Source organism: Paenibacillus sepulcri (assembly GCF_042647105.1).
Lineage (GTDB): Bacteria > Bacillota > Bacilli > Paenibacillales > Paenibacillaceae > Paenibacillus_Z > Paenibacillus_Z sepulcri.
Genome location: NZ_JBHRUP010000002.1, coordinates 582802 through 600194 on the forward strand (window position 1 = coordinate 582802; position 17393 = coordinate 600194).

At 45.2% G+C, this 17393-nt stretch carries 19 protein-coding genes; 6 read left to right on the forward strand and 13 right to left on the reverse strand.

Annotated elements, in window-relative coordinates; translation table 11 throughout:
- Positions 1-96 precede the first annotated feature (96 nt).
- Genes ACFOLF_RS37450 through ACFOLF_RS37460 form a run of 3 tightly spaced genes read right to left on the reverse strand, consistent with a single transcriptional unit; the run spans position 97 to position 2180 of the window.
- Positions 97-1029, reverse strand: coding sequence for an EamA family transporter (locus tag ACFOLF_RS37450; RefSeq protein WP_210047008.1), 933 nt, complete (start codon positions 1027-1029; stop codon positions 97-99).
- A gap of 21 nt (positions 1030-1050) precedes the next feature.
- Positions 1051-1686 (reverse strand): FMN-dependent NADH-azoreductase, encoded by a 636-nt coding sequence (locus ACFOLF_RS37455; RefSeq protein ID WP_210047007.1) that lies wholly within the window; start codon positions 1684-1686, stop codon positions 1051-1053.
- 50 nt (positions 1687-1736) lie between these two features.
- Positions 1737-2180, reverse strand: coding sequence for a carboxymuconolactone decarboxylase family protein (locus ACFOLF_RS37460; RefSeq protein ID WP_210047006.1), 444 nt, complete (start codon positions 2178-2180; stop codon positions 1737-1739).
- A 230-nt stretch (positions 2181-2410) separates the two neighbouring features.
- Here ACFOLF_RS37460 and ACFOLF_RS37465 point away from each other — a divergent pair, with 230 nt between their 5' ends.
- From ACFOLF_RS37465 to ACFOLF_RS37475, 3 genes are all read left to right on the forward strand, one after another.
- A complete protein-coding gene (locus ACFOLF_RS37465) occupies positions 2411-2914 on the forward strand; it encodes an Rrf2 family transcriptional regulator (protein WP_210047005.1) in 504 nt (167 codons plus the stop codon).
- 897 nt (positions 2915-3811) lie between these two features.
- Positions 3812-4333 (forward strand): helix-turn-helix transcriptional regulator, encoded by a 522-nt coding sequence (locus ACFOLF_RS37470; protein ID WP_210047004.1) that lies wholly within the window; start codon positions 3812-3814, stop codon positions 4331-4333.
- 31 nt (positions 4334-4364) lie between these two features.
- On the forward strand, positions 4365-5900 hold the full coding sequence (locus ACFOLF_RS37475; RefSeq protein WP_210047003.1) for a DHA2 family efflux MFS transporter permease subunit: 1536 nt from the start codon (positions 4365-4367) through the stop codon (positions 5898-5900).
- A gap of 451 nt (positions 5901-6351) precedes the next feature.
- On the opposite strand, the gene ACFOLF_RS37480 is transcribed toward ACFOLF_RS37475, so the two are convergent.
- On the reverse strand, positions 6352-7098 hold the full coding sequence (locus ACFOLF_RS37480; protein ID WP_210047033.1) for an SDR family NAD(P)-dependent oxidoreductase: 747 nt from the start codon (positions 7096-7098) through the stop codon (positions 6352-6354).
- A 481-nt stretch (positions 7099-7579) separates the two neighbouring features.
- Here ACFOLF_RS37480 and ACFOLF_RS37485 point away from each other — a divergent pair, with 481 nt between their 5' ends.
- Entirely contained in the window at positions 7580-7927 is a 348-nt protein-coding gene (locus ACFOLF_RS37485; protein WP_210047002.1) for a winged helix-turn-helix transcriptional regulator, read from the forward strand.
- Between the two features lie 339 nt (positions 7928-8266).
- On the opposite strand, the gene ACFOLF_RS37490 is transcribed toward ACFOLF_RS37485, so the two are convergent.
- Positions 8267-8629: a hypothetical protein gene (locus tag ACFOLF_RS37490; RefSeq protein WP_210047001.1), complete on the reverse strand. Its 363-nt coding sequence runs from the start codon at positions 8627-8629 to the stop codon at positions 8267-8269.
- Positions 8630-8985: 356 nt separating this feature from the next.
- Between ACFOLF_RS37490 and ACFOLF_RS37495 the strand changes: the two genes are divergently transcribed.
- Positions 8986-10092 (forward strand): CapA family protein, encoded by a 1107-nt coding sequence (locus ACFOLF_RS37495; RefSeq protein ID WP_210047000.1) that lies wholly within the window; start codon positions 8986-8988, stop codon positions 10090-10092.
- Positions 10093-10125: 33 nt separating this feature from the next.
- Here ACFOLF_RS37495 and ACFOLF_RS37500 read toward each other — a convergent pair whose 3' ends face one another.
- The 7 genes from ACFOLF_RS37500 to ACFOLF_RS37530 form a co-directional block, all read right to left on the reverse strand.
- Positions 10126-10476, reverse strand: coding sequence for a DoxX family protein (locus ACFOLF_RS37500; RefSeq protein ID WP_210047032.1), 351 nt, complete (start codon positions 10474-10476; stop codon positions 10126-10128).
- Positions 10477-10590: 114 nt separating this feature from the next.
- On the reverse strand, positions 10591-10965 hold the full coding sequence (locus ACFOLF_RS37505) for a MarR family winged helix-turn-helix transcriptional regulator (protein ID WP_210046999.1): 375 nt from the start codon (positions 10963-10965) through the stop codon (positions 10591-10593).
- Positions 10966-11206: 241 nt separating this feature from the next.
- Positions 11207-12415 carry a macrolide family glycosyltransferase gene (locus tag ACFOLF_RS37510; RefSeq protein ID WP_210046998.1) on the reverse strand — a complete coding sequence of 403 codons (1209 nt, stop codon included), beginning with the start codon at positions 12413-12415 and terminating at the stop codon, positions 11207-11209.
- A gap of 140 nt (positions 12416-12555) precedes the next feature.
- Positions 12556-12990, reverse strand: coding sequence for a hypothetical protein (locus tag ACFOLF_RS37515; protein ID WP_210046997.1), 435 nt, complete (start codon positions 12988-12990; stop codon positions 12556-12558).
- Positions 12971-13444: a MerR family transcriptional regulator gene (locus ACFOLF_RS37520; protein ID WP_210046996.1), complete on the reverse strand. Its 474-nt coding sequence runs from the start codon at positions 13442-13444 to the stop codon at positions 12971-12973. Before ACFOLF_RS37520 ends, ACFOLF_RS37515 begins: the two co-directional genes overlap by 20 nt.
- A 212-nt stretch (positions 13445-13656) precedes the next feature.
- Complete coding sequence (locus ACFOLF_RS37525) at positions 13657-14877, reverse strand: MFS transporter (protein WP_379114691.1); 1221 nt, start codon at positions 14875-14877, stop codon at positions 13657-13659.
- Between the two features lie 69 nt (positions 14878-14946).
- Positions 14947-15453, reverse strand: a complete 507-nt coding sequence (locus ACFOLF_RS37530) for a GNAT family N-acetyltransferase (RefSeq protein ID WP_210046995.1) — start codon at positions 15451-15453, stop codon at positions 14947-14949.
- A gap of 235 nt (positions 15454-15688) precedes the next feature.
- Between ACFOLF_RS37530 and ACFOLF_RS37535 the strand changes: the two genes are divergently transcribed.
- A complete protein-coding gene (locus ACFOLF_RS37535; protein ID WP_379114693.1) occupies positions 15689-16375 on the forward strand; it encodes an SIMPL domain-containing protein in 687 nt (228 codons plus the stop codon).
- Between the two features lie 43 nt (positions 16376-16418).
- On the opposite strand, the gene ACFOLF_RS37540 is transcribed toward ACFOLF_RS37535, so the two are convergent.
- Positions 16419-17318, reverse strand: a complete 900-nt coding sequence (locus tag ACFOLF_RS37540) for a LysR family transcriptional regulator (RefSeq protein WP_210046994.1) — start codon at positions 17316-17318, stop codon at positions 16419-16421.
- Positions 17319-17393 lie beyond the last annotated feature (75 nt).

The following is a 17393-nucleotide window of genomic DNA, read 5'->3' on the forward strand; positions in this document are numbered from 1 at the left end:
TACGCTGCAATTCCATGATCATAAATATTCTGCCAGCTTTAGATCGCAAATATTCCTTTACGTTTTCGCGTCCGCCTTTTGAGAAAAGACCGATGATTACGAACTTATAATTGCCCCGGCAAGTTCGGATTGAACCTTCTTGCGCTTCATAAACTCAGGCAGGGCAATGCCGAACATCGTGATCCCCACACCAAGCCACTGCAGCCAGTTGACAGACTCATTCAGTACGATGTACGACATCATGACGGCCGTCGGCAGTTCAGCCGCACTCAAGATTGTAGCCAGTCCGCCGCCAACACGCGGTACCCCAATGGCATAGAACAACGGCGGGATGACGATACCGAAGAGAGCCAGCAGCAGCGCCCAAGGTACAAGCCCATGGTGCAAAGATCCATTTATAAGAAAATGCGGCGGAAACACCAACATAGCGAGAATAAATGAGCCAGACAGCATAATCGCGCTTCGTGTGATCGGATCGACTTGTTTGGCTGTTTTCCCGCTAAACCAGATGAAGAGCGCATAGGCAACAGCAGCCAACAAGCCAAGAACAACACCTATCCAGGATACTGCCTCCTGGCTCCCGCCCAAATAGCCGCTTGCCATAATAATCCCGACAAACAAGATGATGAGCGATAAAATCTTATCTTTACCAGGACGTTTGCGTTCAACTGCTGCTTCCAGCAGGATGCCCATCCACGTAAATTGAAACAACAAGATAATCGCGAATGATGCCGAAATATGCTGTAGCGCTGAATAATAAAGCATTCCCGTTAACCCTGTTGTCGTTCCTACGGCCATGAGCGAGAGCGCTTGACGCCATGTTACTTTAAATCTATGCGACGCAGCGGGTTGCCTGGCGGAATTCGCGGTTACGAATACCAATATCCACAGCATAATCACACCGAACAGGTTTTGACTGCCGACTACATCGCCGACATTGAAACCAATCTCATAGGCTTTCTTTACAAAAGTAGACAATAAACCAAAGCTGCATGCACCAGCTAAAACAAATAAAATGTATTTCTTCATATTAGAAATGAATCTACTGGCTTAGAAGCTTTTGGCTAGTTCGAGCGCTTGTTGAATCGCTTTTTCTTTAATAGCAGGCGCTTGATCCGGTGCAGCTCCCATGCCCTCGATATAAATAACTTCAATTGAAGGAATGCCTATGAATTTGGATACAGCGGTCAAGTATCTGTGGCTGAATTCGAAGCCTGCCGCTGGTCCCTCAGATAGCACGCTGCCGGAAGCCTGAATATGAAGCAATTTTTTGTCAGAAACTAAGCCAATTATGCCCTCCGGCGTATAATTAACTGTTTTTCCGGGTATGCATATGGCGTCAATATAAGCTTTCAATACAGGTGGGAACAAATAATTCCAGACTGGATTGACGACAACGATTTTATCTGCGGTGAGAAATTGATCAACCAGTTCACTCAAACGGGTCACTTTAGCCTGAGAATCCGGGCTCAATTGATCAAAAGAACTGCCGCTTTTCAATTGCTCCCAGCCACGTAACACTTCAGCGTCTAGCTGCGGGATATCCATTTTATATAGATCCAGATGAATAACTTCATCGTTAGGGTTTGCTTCACGGTAGGCTTGGATAAACTCGTGGCCTACGGACAAGCTATGGGATGCACTCTTATCCAGCGGATGTGCGGTCACGTATAAAACGGTTGACATGATTGATCCCTCCTTGAGGTTAATCAGTACCTAATCTCAGTAAACTTCCTTTACTCCTTTTCAGGGAACATCCCCGTGGAGATGGCGATACGATTCCATGAATTAATGGTATTGATTGCCATAATGATTGCCACATATTCTGCCTCATCCACATGTGCCCGAACTCTTTCATACAATTCCTGCGGCACGCCCTGCTCGGAAATACGGGTTACAGCTTCCGTAAGCTCAAGCACCACTCTTTCTTTGTCGGAATAAAAGGGGGCTTCGCGCCACGCGTTAAGCAAATAAATCCGCTGCTCTGTTTCGCCCATTTTCCGCGAATCCCGTGTATGCATGTCAATACAATAAGCACACCCGTTAATTTGTGATGCTCTGATCTTAATTAATTCATAAAGATTTGCATCCAACCCACTCGTCTTAATAAACCCTTCCAGCTTCATCATCGTTTGCACAGCACCTGGGCTTGCACTCATATGATTTAATCTAACCTTCATAGTAATCTCCTCCATGAACAACAAATTTTATCTTGCCTTATGAAGTGTAACGCTGACAATGTTTATCGCCGATTAACCTCATCCACAATATAAACCTTTCATTTGTGGCTGTCAACCAAAAATCATGGTTCAATTAGCTGAAAATACCCAAATACCCTCATTTGACAAGGGTTTTAAATCAACCTAAGATGATTAATAACAACCTTTTTATCTAGAAAGCAGGTGTTTGTATGCAGTATAGTATTGGCGTTGAATATGGACTGCATTGCTTGGTCTATCTAATTGATATTCCTCCTGATTCAACCATCGGGATTAAAGAGCTTTCTGCTTTTCAAGGTGTTTCAGAGACCTATCTTTCGAAGATTTTCAGTAAATTAACAAAAGCTGGTATTGTAAGCTCAGTCCCTGGTGTAAAAGGAGGCTATAAATTAGCCAGGTCTCCTGCGGATATTTCTTTTTGGGATGTAGTTGAAGCTGTTGAAGGTGCAGCCCCCATTTTTCAATGTAAAAACATCAAAGATAATAGCTATCTGTGCCGTGATGAAGACTATGCAGCATGCACTCGAGCTTCTTCCTGTGTGATAAACTTAGCTATGCTTGAAGCAGAAGATAGTATGCGCAATCTGCTTCGCAAAAAGTCACTAACTTGGTTGAATGAAGAGCTTGATCGCGTATTGACCCCTCAATCGCGCAAAGATACCCGTGAATATTTTGCTAGTAGCAACAATGTTTAATGGAAGTAAATGGAACACTTAATGAATAAATACGCACAGCTGTTATTGAAATTGAGAATTTAACCAATTTTAAAACGGACAGCTCCCCTGGATCCTGGACATGTCGCAGTTGTAGGACTGCGTGTCGAGGATTTTCACGTTATTATAGTGAAATCCCTATTGATTCCCGTCAATAAACGTGGCTTCAGAGAAAACTCTTTTACTTCCAGTACGACCATTTATTACGTCTCATTTGCGAATGAGATCAAGTTCTTGTCAAAATCGGAAATGGGATCAAGTTCCTGTCATTGGCAATTGACAGGAACCTGATCCCATAAATATGTTGTATGATTCCGTTCACTTTCTTTAACTAAGAAAGTTGCCTGCGCAGGGTAATGAGCCTATAAAATAATCGAATAACTGGAGTACACAACTCTGTTGTCATGACATCATTGAACGGATATAAACACGCTCCAAATAACCAAACAGACTGCCACCAAGGAAAACTACGAGCCCCAGAACACGCCTTTCCACCTTTCCGACCAACCACCAAGGCGCGAGTGACAGCCTCCCCCGCGCAAAGCTGGCATCCGACCTCCCCTCGACGCGCTTGTTCGCCAGCAGCTCAATCTCCGCTTGCGCCCAATGCCCCTTTAAATACCCGGTTCATCAGTAGGACAAGGAATATAGTGCCATATCATAGTTTGATTTTACTATTAAGAGACGTATTATAATTCATACAAATACTCTTATTTTCGAAATAATAGACCACCTGTCTCTGGCAGTGAAACGAATGGTATCAGACCGAAAAAACAGGAAACCAGTGAACCAATAGCCGAATTATATGTTGACTCGATATATGTCGACCTGATATATTAAATCCATCATCAAACTATAACGCGGGAGGCCATTATTAAAATGAACAGTCAAGATGTCATACTAGGCTTGCTTCACCGCCAGCCGTTGTCCGGGTACGAAATCAAGCAAATGCTCGAGATGCCGCTGTCTTTCTTTTTCGATGCCAGCTTCGGCACGATCTACCCGACGCTCGCGAAGCTGGAGGCGCAGGGGTTTATCATCAAGGAAAACGTCATTCAAGACGGGAGGCCGAACAAAAACGTGTATTCGCTGACCGATGCCGGACGCCAGCAGTTTCAAGCTTTTCTCGAATCGCCGATGGAGAAGGACAGCTTCCGTTCGGATTTCCTCGTGCGGATGTTTTTCGGGGAATACATGGACACGGATACGCTGACCGATTGGGTTCGCGACGAGATCCGCAAGTCCGAAGCGTCCGGCGAGCAGCTGGGACGCATGAAGCAGAAAATCGCGCCAGGCATGCCGCCATCGAAGACTCTATGTCTCGAGATCGGGTTCGAGTTGAATGCGGCCAAGACCCGAACCCTGCATGAGGCTCTGCGGAAACTGACGGAATCGGAATAAGACTTAAATCTTGGAAGGAGTGGCACTGCTCATGTCAACAGCTTCGAAACATACGGGACTGATCGTCCTGTCCATGGCGTTAGGATTGCTGATGGCTTCGCTGGATAATACGATCGTTTCCGCCAGCGTCAACAAGGTCATCGAGAACATCGGGGGCTTCGAGAAAATCTCGTGGGTATTTACCGCCTACATGCTTGCGGCCACCAGCACCATGCTGATTTTCGGCAAACTGTCCGATTTGTTCGGTCGCAAGAAGTTTTACCTGATTGGCATATCCTTATTCCTTATCGGCTCTGCTCTTTGCGGCATGGCGCAAACAATCGATCAGCTGATCTGGTTCCGCGTCATCCAGGGCATCGGCTCTGGCTCTGTATTCCCGATTTCATTCTCCATTATCTTCACCTTGTTCGGCGACCCCAAGCAGGCCGCGAAACTGTCCGGGGTCATGGGCGCCGTATTCGGCTTGTCGTCCGTCGCCGGCCCTCAGCTCGGGACGCTGATCTCGGAGCATTTCAGCTGGCGCTGGTGCTTCTACGTCAACCTGCCAATCGGCATCGCGTCGATGCTCGTGCTCCTCTTCTCCCTTCGCGAATCGAAGGCCGAGCGCAAGCCAAAAATCGATTATCTCGGCGCAGTGCTGCTGATCGTGACGACCGTCTCCGTCTTGCTCGCGCTGGAGCTTGGCGGCAAGGATTATGCCTGGAGCTCCTGGCAGATCATCGGACTATTCGCAATCGGTGCGATCGGCGCGGTCTCATTCCTGCGGGTGGAGTCCAAAGCCGAGGAGCCGATGCTCCCCCTCTCCATCTTCAAGCATCGACTGGTGCTCGGCACAAGCCTGCTCTGCTTCTGCCAGGGATTCATCATGTTCTCAGCCATCACGTATCTGCCGCTCTATGCGACCAGCGTGCTCGGCAAGGCCAATTCCAACGGCGTCCTGACGCCGATGATGGCCTCGCTGATCGGAGGCGCGATCGTGGCTGGTTTCGTCTCGGCCAAGTTTCGTTTCCGGTCGGTGATGTTCGTGAATATGGCGCTCGGCGTCGTCGCCTCTCTCCTGCTCATGAATCTCTCGCCGGGTATGCCGTATTGGCAGGTCATCAGCATCATGATTCTGCTGGGTCTCGGCGTGATCGGACCGCTGATGAGCATGGGCCAGAGCGCGGTTGCGATGGCCGTAGATACGAAATACATCGGCATCTCCTCCTCCGTCGTCGGCTTCTGGCGCAATATTGGCGGCGTGATGGGCGCTTCCATCATGGCCGTGCTCGTCAATGCGAGTCTGAAGAACTCCTCGCAGGAGGCAATCGCCAAATTCCAAATCCCAGACCAGCAGGCGGCGACGCTGACCAATCCGGAGACGGTCCTCCGCGGTGCATCGGAAATGCCGGCAGATCTGCTCGCTTTCATGAGAAATGCGATCGGAAACGCCATCTCCCACGGCTTCATCCTTGCCTTATTCGTAATGGCCGCCGGCGCAATCATCGCCCTGACCCTAGGAAATGCGCGCCTGCAGAAGAAGCCGGAAACGGAAGAGGAGAATGCGCCCGTCGTGCATACTGCCTAGCCTGCCCGGAACGAACGGCCCACCAGCTTTCGCTCCGCTATCAAAAACATCCCTGCCTGATAATAACGGCGGGGATTTTTTTCAAAGCATTTTCATGCCGATGCGCTCCGGACACCTGCAGTGCAGCGGGCAATCACGCGGTTCAATTATTATGCGCGATCTCTTTGCAACTCATGCGAATACCTCTCAAAAATGAACATGATAACATGTGTCAGTTTCTCGTTCTCTTCCAAAAAGCTCGCGCGATTGCCGTCCGGATCAGGCACTTCCCTCGAGAACAGAACAATATTCTTGTCACAAGTCGTGAATCTCCATAGCTCCATAGCATAAAAAACCATCGACCGATTTGGGCGATGGTTTTGTTGCAAATATGATGTCAAGATAAAGCTTGAATACCGTCATGTCATTTACATTCTGTCATCCATTAAAGACCTTAGGGTATATTTCCGAATTAAATTTGTGCAACTCCGCCATCTACGAATAATTCAATCCCATTTATATAGCTGCTTTCATTAGAGGCCAGGAACATGACGGCATTCGCGATTTCTCCGGCTTTCCCCACTCTGCCTAGCGGTATTTCATTCTTGGCCTGTTCAAGGAAGTTATTTAACTCGGCTCCGAATAAGTCATCGTAAGCCGGTGTATGAACGGTTCCCGGACTAAGGACGTTGACACGAATTCCTGTTCCTTTCAGATCCAGAATCCAGCTGCGGATCAGCTGTCTTATTGCCGCCTTCGATGCGCCATAGATACTAAACGCCGGCATCCCCGCTGCACCAGCAGTGGACCCCGTCAGAATAATCGAACCTGTCTTATTCGGAAACAACGGTAATGCCTTTTGAACCGTGAATATGGTTCCTTTTACATTGACGTCAAATGTTTTGTAATAATGCTCTTCTGTAATTTCGCCTAGTGGAAGCAAGGATCCCAGCCCTGCATTTGCAACGAGGATGTCCAAATGTCCTTTCTCTTGCTTCACGGTTTCGTACAGCTTGTCCAAATCTGCCAACTTGGAAATATCGCCTTGAACACCCGTTGCATTCTTCCCAATCAGCTTAACCGCCGCATCCAGTTCACTTTGTCTGCGGCCTGTAATAAAAACATGCGCGCCTTCTTTTGCAAACTGCTGTGCTGTTGCAAGACCAATACCGCTGGTGCCTCCTGTTACAACCGCTACTTTACCATCAAACTTACCCATATTATGACTCTCCTTTAAGAATAATTTTAGTTTCGTATAGGAAGTCCTAATTGCCATTTTCCTTCGAAAAAAGGTTAGGTACTGAACTTCTTATAGTTGCTATTATGGATCAAAAGTAACTGAAATAAAAGTACACACTTTTTTGTTATATAGTCACCTAAAAGTGATAATTGAGTAAAATAAGCAGCTTCATAAGGATACTTTACGTTTCTTCATACACCGCTCTTCTTCACATAGCCTTCCAATTGTAAAAGTGGTTGTAAAGAATCGGGCTGCACTTTCATATAATTCAGTCTCATTTCGAAGTGTTCCAAAATACAGCATTCAGTACGACGTACGACATGATGGCGGCTGTAAGAGCTATTCATGTACGCCAGCGAATGATATTATGAATTAATCGTAATAATAAATAAAGTACACACTTTTTTGTTATATAGTAATTAAAAAGTGATAACTGTAATCGGGAGATGTTATTTAAAAAATGAAAACTTATTACTGTGACCTGGAGGTTACTTTGGAGGTAATCGGAGGGAAATGGAAGGGACTTATTTTATACCATGTGATAAAAGGCCCAAAACGGACGAGCGAGCTAAAGAGACTGATACCCAATATTACTCAAAAAATGCTTATTCAAACACTTAGAGAATTAGAAGCGAGTGGACTTATCAGTAGGAAAATGTACAATCAAGTTCCTCCGAAAGTCGAATATTCAACTACAGAGCTTTGTCAATCGCTTGAACCAATTTTGAGATCGCTTTGCACCTGGGGTGGAAATTATGCAGAGAAATCATTCGCTCAGGATGAGTTCGAAATTTTGCATTTGGAATAGTGAAAAAACGATTTATTGTTGTCCCCAAGCCGATCATTCAACAAATGACAGGTTTGGGGACTTTCTTATCTTACCTGAACGCAAGATTGGGCAATGGAAGTCAGCTATAGAAGGAGCATCTGTACCCCTGTAAAATGAGCATAACGGGTGATTAAATTAATTCATAGAATTCATTTAAAACGCAAAAAACGGAAGTGCTTGGAGCACTCCCGCCTAAATTGTCTGTTTTTCAGGGCAAGATCACGGTGTTGTTCCGGTTTTGGAGAACACTATAGCTAAAATGTCCATGCCCGCAATCGGGCATGGACATTTTAAAGTTGAATTCTGCGGCAGAAGTGATTAGTTTACTTTTTTGGCAAATTCTTCTGGCGTATAACGGTGAGCGGCTACCAGCCGTCCGGATGCATTTTTCCCCCATCCGGATACAAGCACTTTCTTGCTGTCTGTCTTGATTTGAACTTCGAATTGAAACAGTTGAGCGACGTTAAATACACGGTAGTCGGATGATCCTGCAGCAAGTGTAAATGTTCTTGTAGCAACTAGAACCTTCGTTCCGTTCAAACGGAACAATTTAATTTTAACCCTTGCGCTGGAAAGGCCATTGTTTACCGCTTTTACTAAAAACGTTCTGGATTCACCCGGCAATGTACTGATATTGATCGCATTTTCTACTGGACCTGTTGAATATGTTACAATTGACATCTTTCATCAACCTCCTTTGGACTTGATACTCTATCTTATGCCGTGAGAGAACAACGGTTTGGATATATACCATCTCTATCTGAAAAGGGGCGCCGATAGATTCATAGACTAGGAAAATACCGAATCGATTTGAGTTGCTGTGAGGCTATATCAAAAAACCACCTGAATTCAAGGTGGTTTTGCTTGTTCCATTATGGATTCTTCATTCTTGATATGCCCACCCTCAGGTACAACGTCATCTGCAGGGGCAACCGAAGTCTCGTTTTCGTTCCCGAATCGGTCCCAAACACCAAGTCATCCCGGACAGCATATGGTGGCATAACGGATTTTAGCCTAATCGATCGGGGGACGATGGGATGTCACAGGAAATTGTCATTGCGGCAGTCGGTGATCTCTTGATGAAGCCGCTGCTCAACCGGTTGCTTCGTACCGGCGGGCATGGGGGCGGCACGGACGATCAAGAAGGGGCAAACTACAAGTACGGGCGGATGTTCGAACCAGTCGCCCATTATTTGCAGGATGCACATCTTACGATCGGCAATCTGGAGACTACCTTCGCAGGAGGTCCAGATGCAGGCTTTCGGAAGACAATGCGCAATCCGAAGAACGGCAATCCGCTGTTCAAAAGCCCTGACGCCTTCGCGCAGTCGCTGTCGGCTGCCGGCTTCGATGTGCTTGCTACAGCCAACAACCATTGCGCGGACTACGGCGTTCGCGGGCTCAAAAGGACGCTGGACGTGCTCGACAAGTACGGCCTCGCCCACGCCGGAACCTATCGAACCGCGCAGGAATCGCGGGGGCTCTGCGTGCGGAATGTCAAAGGCATCCGTATCGGCATCCTGTCGTATACGCGGGACACGAACGGCATGCCTATACCGAAGGGGCAGCCCGCTGGCGTCAAAAAGCTCAACCGCGCGAAAATAAAAAACGACCTGAGACGGTTGCAGGCCGCCGCTGATTTTATTATCGTGTGCATGCACTTTGGATTCGAGTATGAACACAGCCCTGCCGCCAATCAGAAGGAGTGGGTCCACTTCCTGTTCCGGCATGGCGCGGACGTGGTGCTGGGCTCGCATCCGCATGTCCTTCAGCCGGCGGTGATCAGAACTGTGAAGGACGTCTGGGGACGGACGAGGAAACGGTTCGCCATCTACTCGCTCGGCAACTTTATCTCCACCCGGCTGCACCGTAAGGACGCCGCCCTGACCGGCATCATCGTTCGCCTCAAGCTCCGCAAAAACTCCAATGGCTCCGTCCGGCTCGCTGGCGTCGAGGGATTACCAACCTGGGTAAGCATCGAAAAGCATGGCAAACCCGCGAAATGCCGCATCGTGCCGCTTCAAGAAGCGATTCGAAAGCGGGACGAATTTCCCGCGGAACAACTGACGCGAATGAAACGCGCCTATCAAAGCACATTACGCATGTACAAGGGGATATTGCCGTTTCCGGAAGACGCCCCCTGATTACCGTACTTGTTCACATCTCCCGATTCAATATCAGAAATCAAAGTGATAAAGTGCAATCGTAATAGACAGCAGACAAAGTATTATAGAAGGAATAGCTTTTTTAAATGGATCACGTGCGATCACAACCAGAACAAAGGCTGCAGCAAGCATTGTCGCTCCTAACAGTAATCCGGATAACAATGCAGCGATTGGAAACCATATTCCCACAATCATCCCAATAGCGCATACAATTTCAATAGACCCTGTTAAGAAATTAAATATGGAGGGAAGGCCAAATCGTCTAAACTCATTTGCCATTTTTCCAGAGATTATTGTCGTACCTGTAATCATGAAGAAAATGCCCACAATAACTTTTAAAATAATCAATAACATATCCGTAATCACTCTCTTTCCAGTTTTCAATATTCGCTTTTTATATGCTATAGCATATATATGAGACTTCTTACTGTGCAACCTGGTAATAAATTTCGGATTCTCGGATAAAAGAATTAACACTTACTCATATTTTACGCTTGAATACAGTTTATCAAGGAGCGCATGCAACACCAGAAGTTCCTCCTTGCTCAAATTTTTGGTTACATAATCATGAGCAGCCTTTACAATCGGCAAAAGCTTTATTTTGAGACCCATTCCTTTGTCGCTGAGGAACAAGTTGTGGGAACGCTTGTCAGAATCATTTTGTATTCTTTTTACGATTCCCTTTTTTTCAAGTGAGTAGATCATCCTTACAACAGTGGTTTGATCTCTGTCAATGGCTTCGGCAAGCTCTTTCTGGCTCGTTGCTCTTTCCCCGTCAAGTACACAGATGATTCCCCATTGGTCAGGAGTTACTTCATATTGTTTAAGCTTTTTTGTGAAAAAATTATTCATTTTCACATCAGTACGATGAACAAGGAAACCAGTGAGATTATATAATTCTAGATTATTTTTGTCTATAAATGCTCCTCTTCTCTATAAGCGATTAACATATGCTATAGCATATAAAATAGATTAAATTCTCTTGTTTGTCAAATGGGATTTTAAGAATTTAGCGGCTGTAAGCGTCAGAATGCTTTTAGCATCTGACTCACTTAAAGCAAAACTGCAGAATATCTCTGCAGCAGCTTTTAATTTATATTTGGATATGATTTTGATTTTTAAATTCGAAGATCTCATCAACCGCTTGATGATATCCCCCTGATTTTCGAAAGGATTCCCTTATATTTGCAACAGCTTTCTTGAAAGATGAGAGGCTTAACACATGATCTACGGCTTCACGCAGTTGATTTGCAGTCACGCTTTGCATTTGTAATGTAATGCCTGCTCCGATATTGGCGACTCGCCCCGCAATCATCGGCTGATCCGCGCTTTGTGGGATTACAATTAGTGGAACCCCATAATAGAGACCTTCATTGGTGCTGTTCATTCCACCATGTGTAATAAATAATTTAGTGTGTTGCAGTACATCAGTTTGTGGAACATAATTTTTTACGATGAAGTTATGAGGAATTTCCCCTAGATCAGAAATTTGCGTTCTATTCCCAATAGACATGACAATAGTATGATCAGTGCTCCCAAATGCCTCAAAACAAAGCTTATAGAAATCAATGGCTTGATTAAAGACTGTACCCAGTGAAATGTAAATGGGGTTTGTCCCCTTGATTGCAGTCAAGTCGAAGTTTTCTTGAGTGAATCGCGAAGAGATGGATGGGCCTACAAATTTATAACTTTGGTCGAATGCTTCTCCATATGGTTGAAACTGCCTTGTTGTATAAACGATTGTAAGCGGCGCAGGATTACAAAATACTTCGTAAGGAGAATGGATCTCCACACCGTATTTTTCCTTCACCATTGCCGTCAGGCTTTGAAATTTATCATTTATAGGTTTAACGATTTCTGAAGGGATTTTTATAGATAATTGTTCCAGCATTTTATCGAATGACCCTTTTGTCTGCGCAAAAGAAGTACAAGAGCTGATTGCAGGAAGCTTAAGAATTTGAGCAAGTACACGTCCACAACCAAACATGGAATCATGGATGATGTAATCAAAGTGTTCTCCTTTGATTTGTTCGAGAATGCTTGGTATCACTATATCTGCTGTAAGCAAAAGACCGTTGATTCGTTCGAGCAAATAATCTCTTCCACCCGAGATAAAGGCTTTGATAAATTTTTGATCGTCAAATGTTCTAACTGTTGCTCCCGTCTGCTCAATACGCTCCCGAAAAGCTTCTATAGAAAAGTACACGACCTCTTCGCCCCGCGAAATAAGCTCCTGCACAACTCCAATCGTTGGATTGATATGTCCCTCTGATCCACCATTAATAAATAAAACACGCGCCATTTCTACCACTCCTTGGGTATACTGTTATCTAAATTGCGTAAGAGTAACGGGCACTGTCCCATACTATCGCTGAAATCAAATAACGGAATCAAGTTTATCATAGTACAATACTTGAAAATCTCAAAATTCGGACATCTCTGTTACTGTGGTTGCAGACCATCGTACTGGTTTTTCTTCATTCTTGTGCCCAGTATGATGAGGGCCACATAGATTACGATGGCAATCGAATCTATAAGCGTAGCCGTAAGCCCCGATGTGTCAATCAACGCTGTTACGCCAAGAATTACCATCAGTCGGACGATCAGGATCGCCGCGATCATCCATGCGGCAAAACGGATTTTTGATCGCTCGTTCTGGAATGACATGACAATGAAAGCGAGGCCGAAGACCAGATTCTCCGCCGTGATGACGTGCCAGACATACGTGAATACTGTCCGGGTTTCCACGGATATCGTCTCAATGTCGAGCATCGGCAGCTCAGAGGATTGCCCGTTCCATACGTGCGTGACGGCAAACAGCATCGCAAGGATGCCTGCAGTCAGATAATAAAAATTCCTAACCTTGATATTCACCACAACCTTCCTTGGAAATTCCCGGTTCCTTCTTGTGGATATCCTTGTAAATCTCGCGTACGGTTTCTGCCAGACGCTGGTCACTTTCGTTGTTAAAGTCCCTTAGCGTTTCGGCTGCGAGGTCGAGCAGCCGACTGACCTTTTCCAGATGAGCAATCTTCTTGCGCGTTTCCGCGTTCTTGGCGTCGAGGAAAGCGGCAACCTCCTCACAGTAAGCATGGTCGATATTGTCCATGTTGCGGAAGCTAAACTTCCCCCTGATCTCGTCAAGAGTAAAATCTGCATACTGCATGATCTGAATATTCATCAAATCGATGAGATCGTTCTTCGAATACCTGCGGTACCGATTATCTTCCCGGTACGGCGAGACGATCCCTATCCGGTCATAATACCGAAGCGTATCCTTTGGCATCCCAAGCATCCGCGAAACCTCTTGTATAGAATAAAGTTTTTCCATGAACTCAAGATACCATTGGAGCCAACTCCAATGTCAATTTATTTTTCATTTTTTTGCAAAGAAGTTTTTGAATAACATGTTTGAATGGAAACGGGACAGCTGCGTCTATGCAACTGACCCGTTTTATTTCGTATAAAAATGGATAACTGCCGCCCTCGGCTATTCCATGAAACTATAAGTGCGTTGCCTGCTTCTCTATTCAAATGAACGCATTATAAAGTTTCGCTGTGTTGAGTATGAAAATGGTCGGACTTTGAAGCAAAAAGAACTTTTAATAATAGTATAATTCCTAATATCAGCGCCAAACCACATACCATAAGGCATACGAATTGTAATGAAATCAATTCCGCAATAAAACCAATAATAAGAGTCAACACAATTTGAATTAAGCCTTGTGCAACATCGGCTAAGCTTGAGAACCTGCCCATAATTGAAGCGGGGACATGGTTTTGAACAAAAGTGGTATAACCTGTACCGGCAAAAGACATAAAAAAACCTAATAACACAAAAGAAACAGCAGCAGAAATAAAATTAAAAGAAGCATAAAAAGTGATATAAAACAGAGTTGAAAGTACTGTGCCAACACTCATATACCAGCGGTAAGATATTTTCTTAGCCATTATTGCAGCAACAGATGAACCTGCTAATGCTCCAACGCCTGTTAGACTAATAATCGTTCCATAATCGCTTACCGACAATTGTAAATGTAATCGGATATAAGTGGCTTCCTGTGAATCGACTGAATAGCCAATTATCATAGCAAGTTGAAACAATACGTAAATTATAAAAAAAAGTTTTGCCGTACTAATAAACCTTCCTACGACTTTCCAATCCTCAATAAGAAGTTTCTTAGTCATTGGCTTAACCGATTCCGGGTTTTTTTGGACATTGGGTAAGACAAAGATGATTAAAGCACAGACAATAAAACTTAGTGCATTAAAGATAATACAAAAATCGGCATCCACTGTCATAATTAACAATCCGGAAATCGCAGGTCCAAGCAGAAATGCACCTGAATTTACCATACTCATCATTGAGTTAAGCCTTTGACGATCCGCAGCAGGCACAATCTTTGTTATATAAACAGATGAACTTGGACCAAAAAACGAACCGAACAGGCTAATCATGAAGATCATCACGTATATCATCCAAAGCGAAGAAAGAAACGGAATAATAAAAACGAGACATCCCCGTACAACGTCAACGAAAATCATCAACTTTCTTACATTAACTCGATCTATAATACTACCTGACCAAAGATTCGTAAATAATTGAGCGATCGGCTTAATCACAAACAATCCAGCAACAGCCGCTGCTGATCCCGTAAGATCAAGAATCTTGATGTTAATGGCTACAAAGTATATCCAATTTCCCAAATTTGAAAATCCAATGCCCGACACTAAAAGTAAAGTCGCTTTCCAATTATTCATCATCGACCTCTTATCAGATGAGATTTATTTCCGATTCTGATCATATTGTACTCGCGTATCGCATCTTTTCGCTTATGGAACCATCATTGCTTTTTTCATAATAAAATCATCCATGATGAATCCATTTCCGATATCCGCAATTTGTTCCCGTACGGTCCGGAAGCCTTTTTTCTCATATACTGCGATACTGGATTCGTTATTTCGATTGACCGTCAGCCAAATATAGCTTAGATTCCGGGCTTTGCAGAGCTGCTCCAGGAATGCCAACGCTTGACTGGCATAGCCGCGTCCCCGGTGCTCCCTGCCTATATAAAACTTGCTCAGGAAGAGCTTGCCCTCCTCTTCTCTGACCGACATATATCCGACTGCAGAGCCATTCTGATGGATTAAGTAATATTCATAGCCCTGATGATGGATCTGATCCGTAATCGCTGGGACCGATTGGAACTTTTCAATCATGTAGTCAATCTGCTCGATTGTAATAATGGATACATAATATTCGCGCCATATTATCGCCGCCAATCGTGCCACCTCTGCGATTTCTTCCGCTGTATTTACGTATGGAAACATAAGCTTCATGACATATGCCCGCCTTTTCTGGATTCTCTCGCTTCATACTTTCAATAGATTAGCATAAATTTCAGCAGAAGGTTAGTCACAACTAGGCGAATAGCTGCCGCGCGGCAGCCATTCGGCATTGTGCTGTCGTGCCTCCGCTAATTGAAGTCACGCCGTGAAACTTCAAAAGGGATGGAATCATCACGATAGATGATAAATACATATATATCAATGAACGGGAAAGGTTGATGCGCTTATGTATTATTCTCATCCGTTGACTTCACCCGCTATGACGGCTGCTCCCTTATCTCACAATAACCGGCCATTGATTGAGGTTACAGGGGAAGGAAAGGTTTCAACGGCTCCGAACAGAGCCATTATTGTTCTAGGCGCAATAACGGAAAGCCCGAGTCTTGCAACCGCTCAAAGTGAAAATGCCGCTGCCGTAACAAACGTAATTAACGCCCTGTTAAGCTTAAACATTCCGAGAGAACAAATGCAGACGGTCACTTACAATATCGAAATTCAGTACGACTATGAGGATGGAACCCAAATTTTTAGAGGCTACCGGGTGACGCATCTGCTTCAGATCATGATAGATAGAGTTGAGCAGACGGGACTTGTCGTCGATACGGCTGTCAAGAGCGGAGCCAACTTCGTCTCAAGCATACGATTCACTATAACAAACCTCGAAATATACTATAATCAAGCTCTGTCGACTGCCATTCAAAATGCCGAAAGCAAAGCCAACACCATTGCAAGAACATTAGGTGTAACCTTGGTTAGAACCCCTGTAAAAATAACAGAGGAAACACGGGCTAATGAACCGCCTATCCCCTTTCAAGCCTCGCTGCTCGCAGAAGGTGCAGCCGTTCCGACTCCGATCCAACCGGGGGAACTGGAAATCCGCGCTGTACTAAGAGCTCAGTATACCTATTTTTGATCGTCGTTTCTCTTCAACCCTACTCAATGCCCCAGTGTTAGTTTCATTTCCACATGTTTGTAATAGCAGTTTCGATGTAGACTCTCAAAGTCTTAATGAACGTGCGCATGGCGTATCCTATATATCTGTCGCTGCGGTAGATCAGACAAATGTCCTGAGAAGGCGTAGGATTCCTGAGGTGCACGACTTTGATGCCGGTATTGTGAAGATTATCCAGCAGCATTCTCGGCAGAACACAGGTGCCAGCTCCGCTCTGTACCAACTGGAGGAGGGAGGATAACGTCGTCGTCACCATATGCGGCTGCAGAGTAAACCCTCTATCCATGCAAAAGCGGTCGATCAGCTTGCGGTATTGATGATCGGGTGGGAACATGACCATCTTCAAGGCATTCAGCCTGTCCAAGGGGATGATGCGCTCCGTGGCAAGGGGATCATTCATGCTCACCGCCAATGAGAACTCCTCGTGAAACAGGGGAATTGACGTGAGACGTTCATCGATAACAGGTCCAATGGTTACGCCGACATCGATGCTTCTGTCCAGAATTTGTTCTGTTACTTTCATGGTTTCCAGAAGGGACAGCGAGATGGTGGGATAGGTCTGATGGAAGTTCAGCAGCAAGGCATTAAACATGAGGTCCGCGTCCCCGGGCAGGACGCCGATGGATAGCGATCCGCCTTGCATCTGCTTTAGATCAGCAATGGCGTCGCTCGCTTGCTGCAGATGCCCGAACACGGCAGCACCATGTTCATGAAGAATCGCTCCTGCTTCAGTAAGGACAATTGTTTTTCCCACACGATCGAACAACAGTACCCCTAATTCTTCTTCCAATCTCCTTATTTGCTGGCTGATGTTGGGAGGGCTGACTCCCATTTTTTCGGCTGCTCTCGAGAAGTGAAGCTCTTCACAAATCGCCATAAAATACTGTAATTGTTTTAACTCCATTGCTAACACCTGCTTTCAAATGCATCGCTGAATGCATGGTCAATGATTATGGTCATTCCATCATCTTTCTCAATC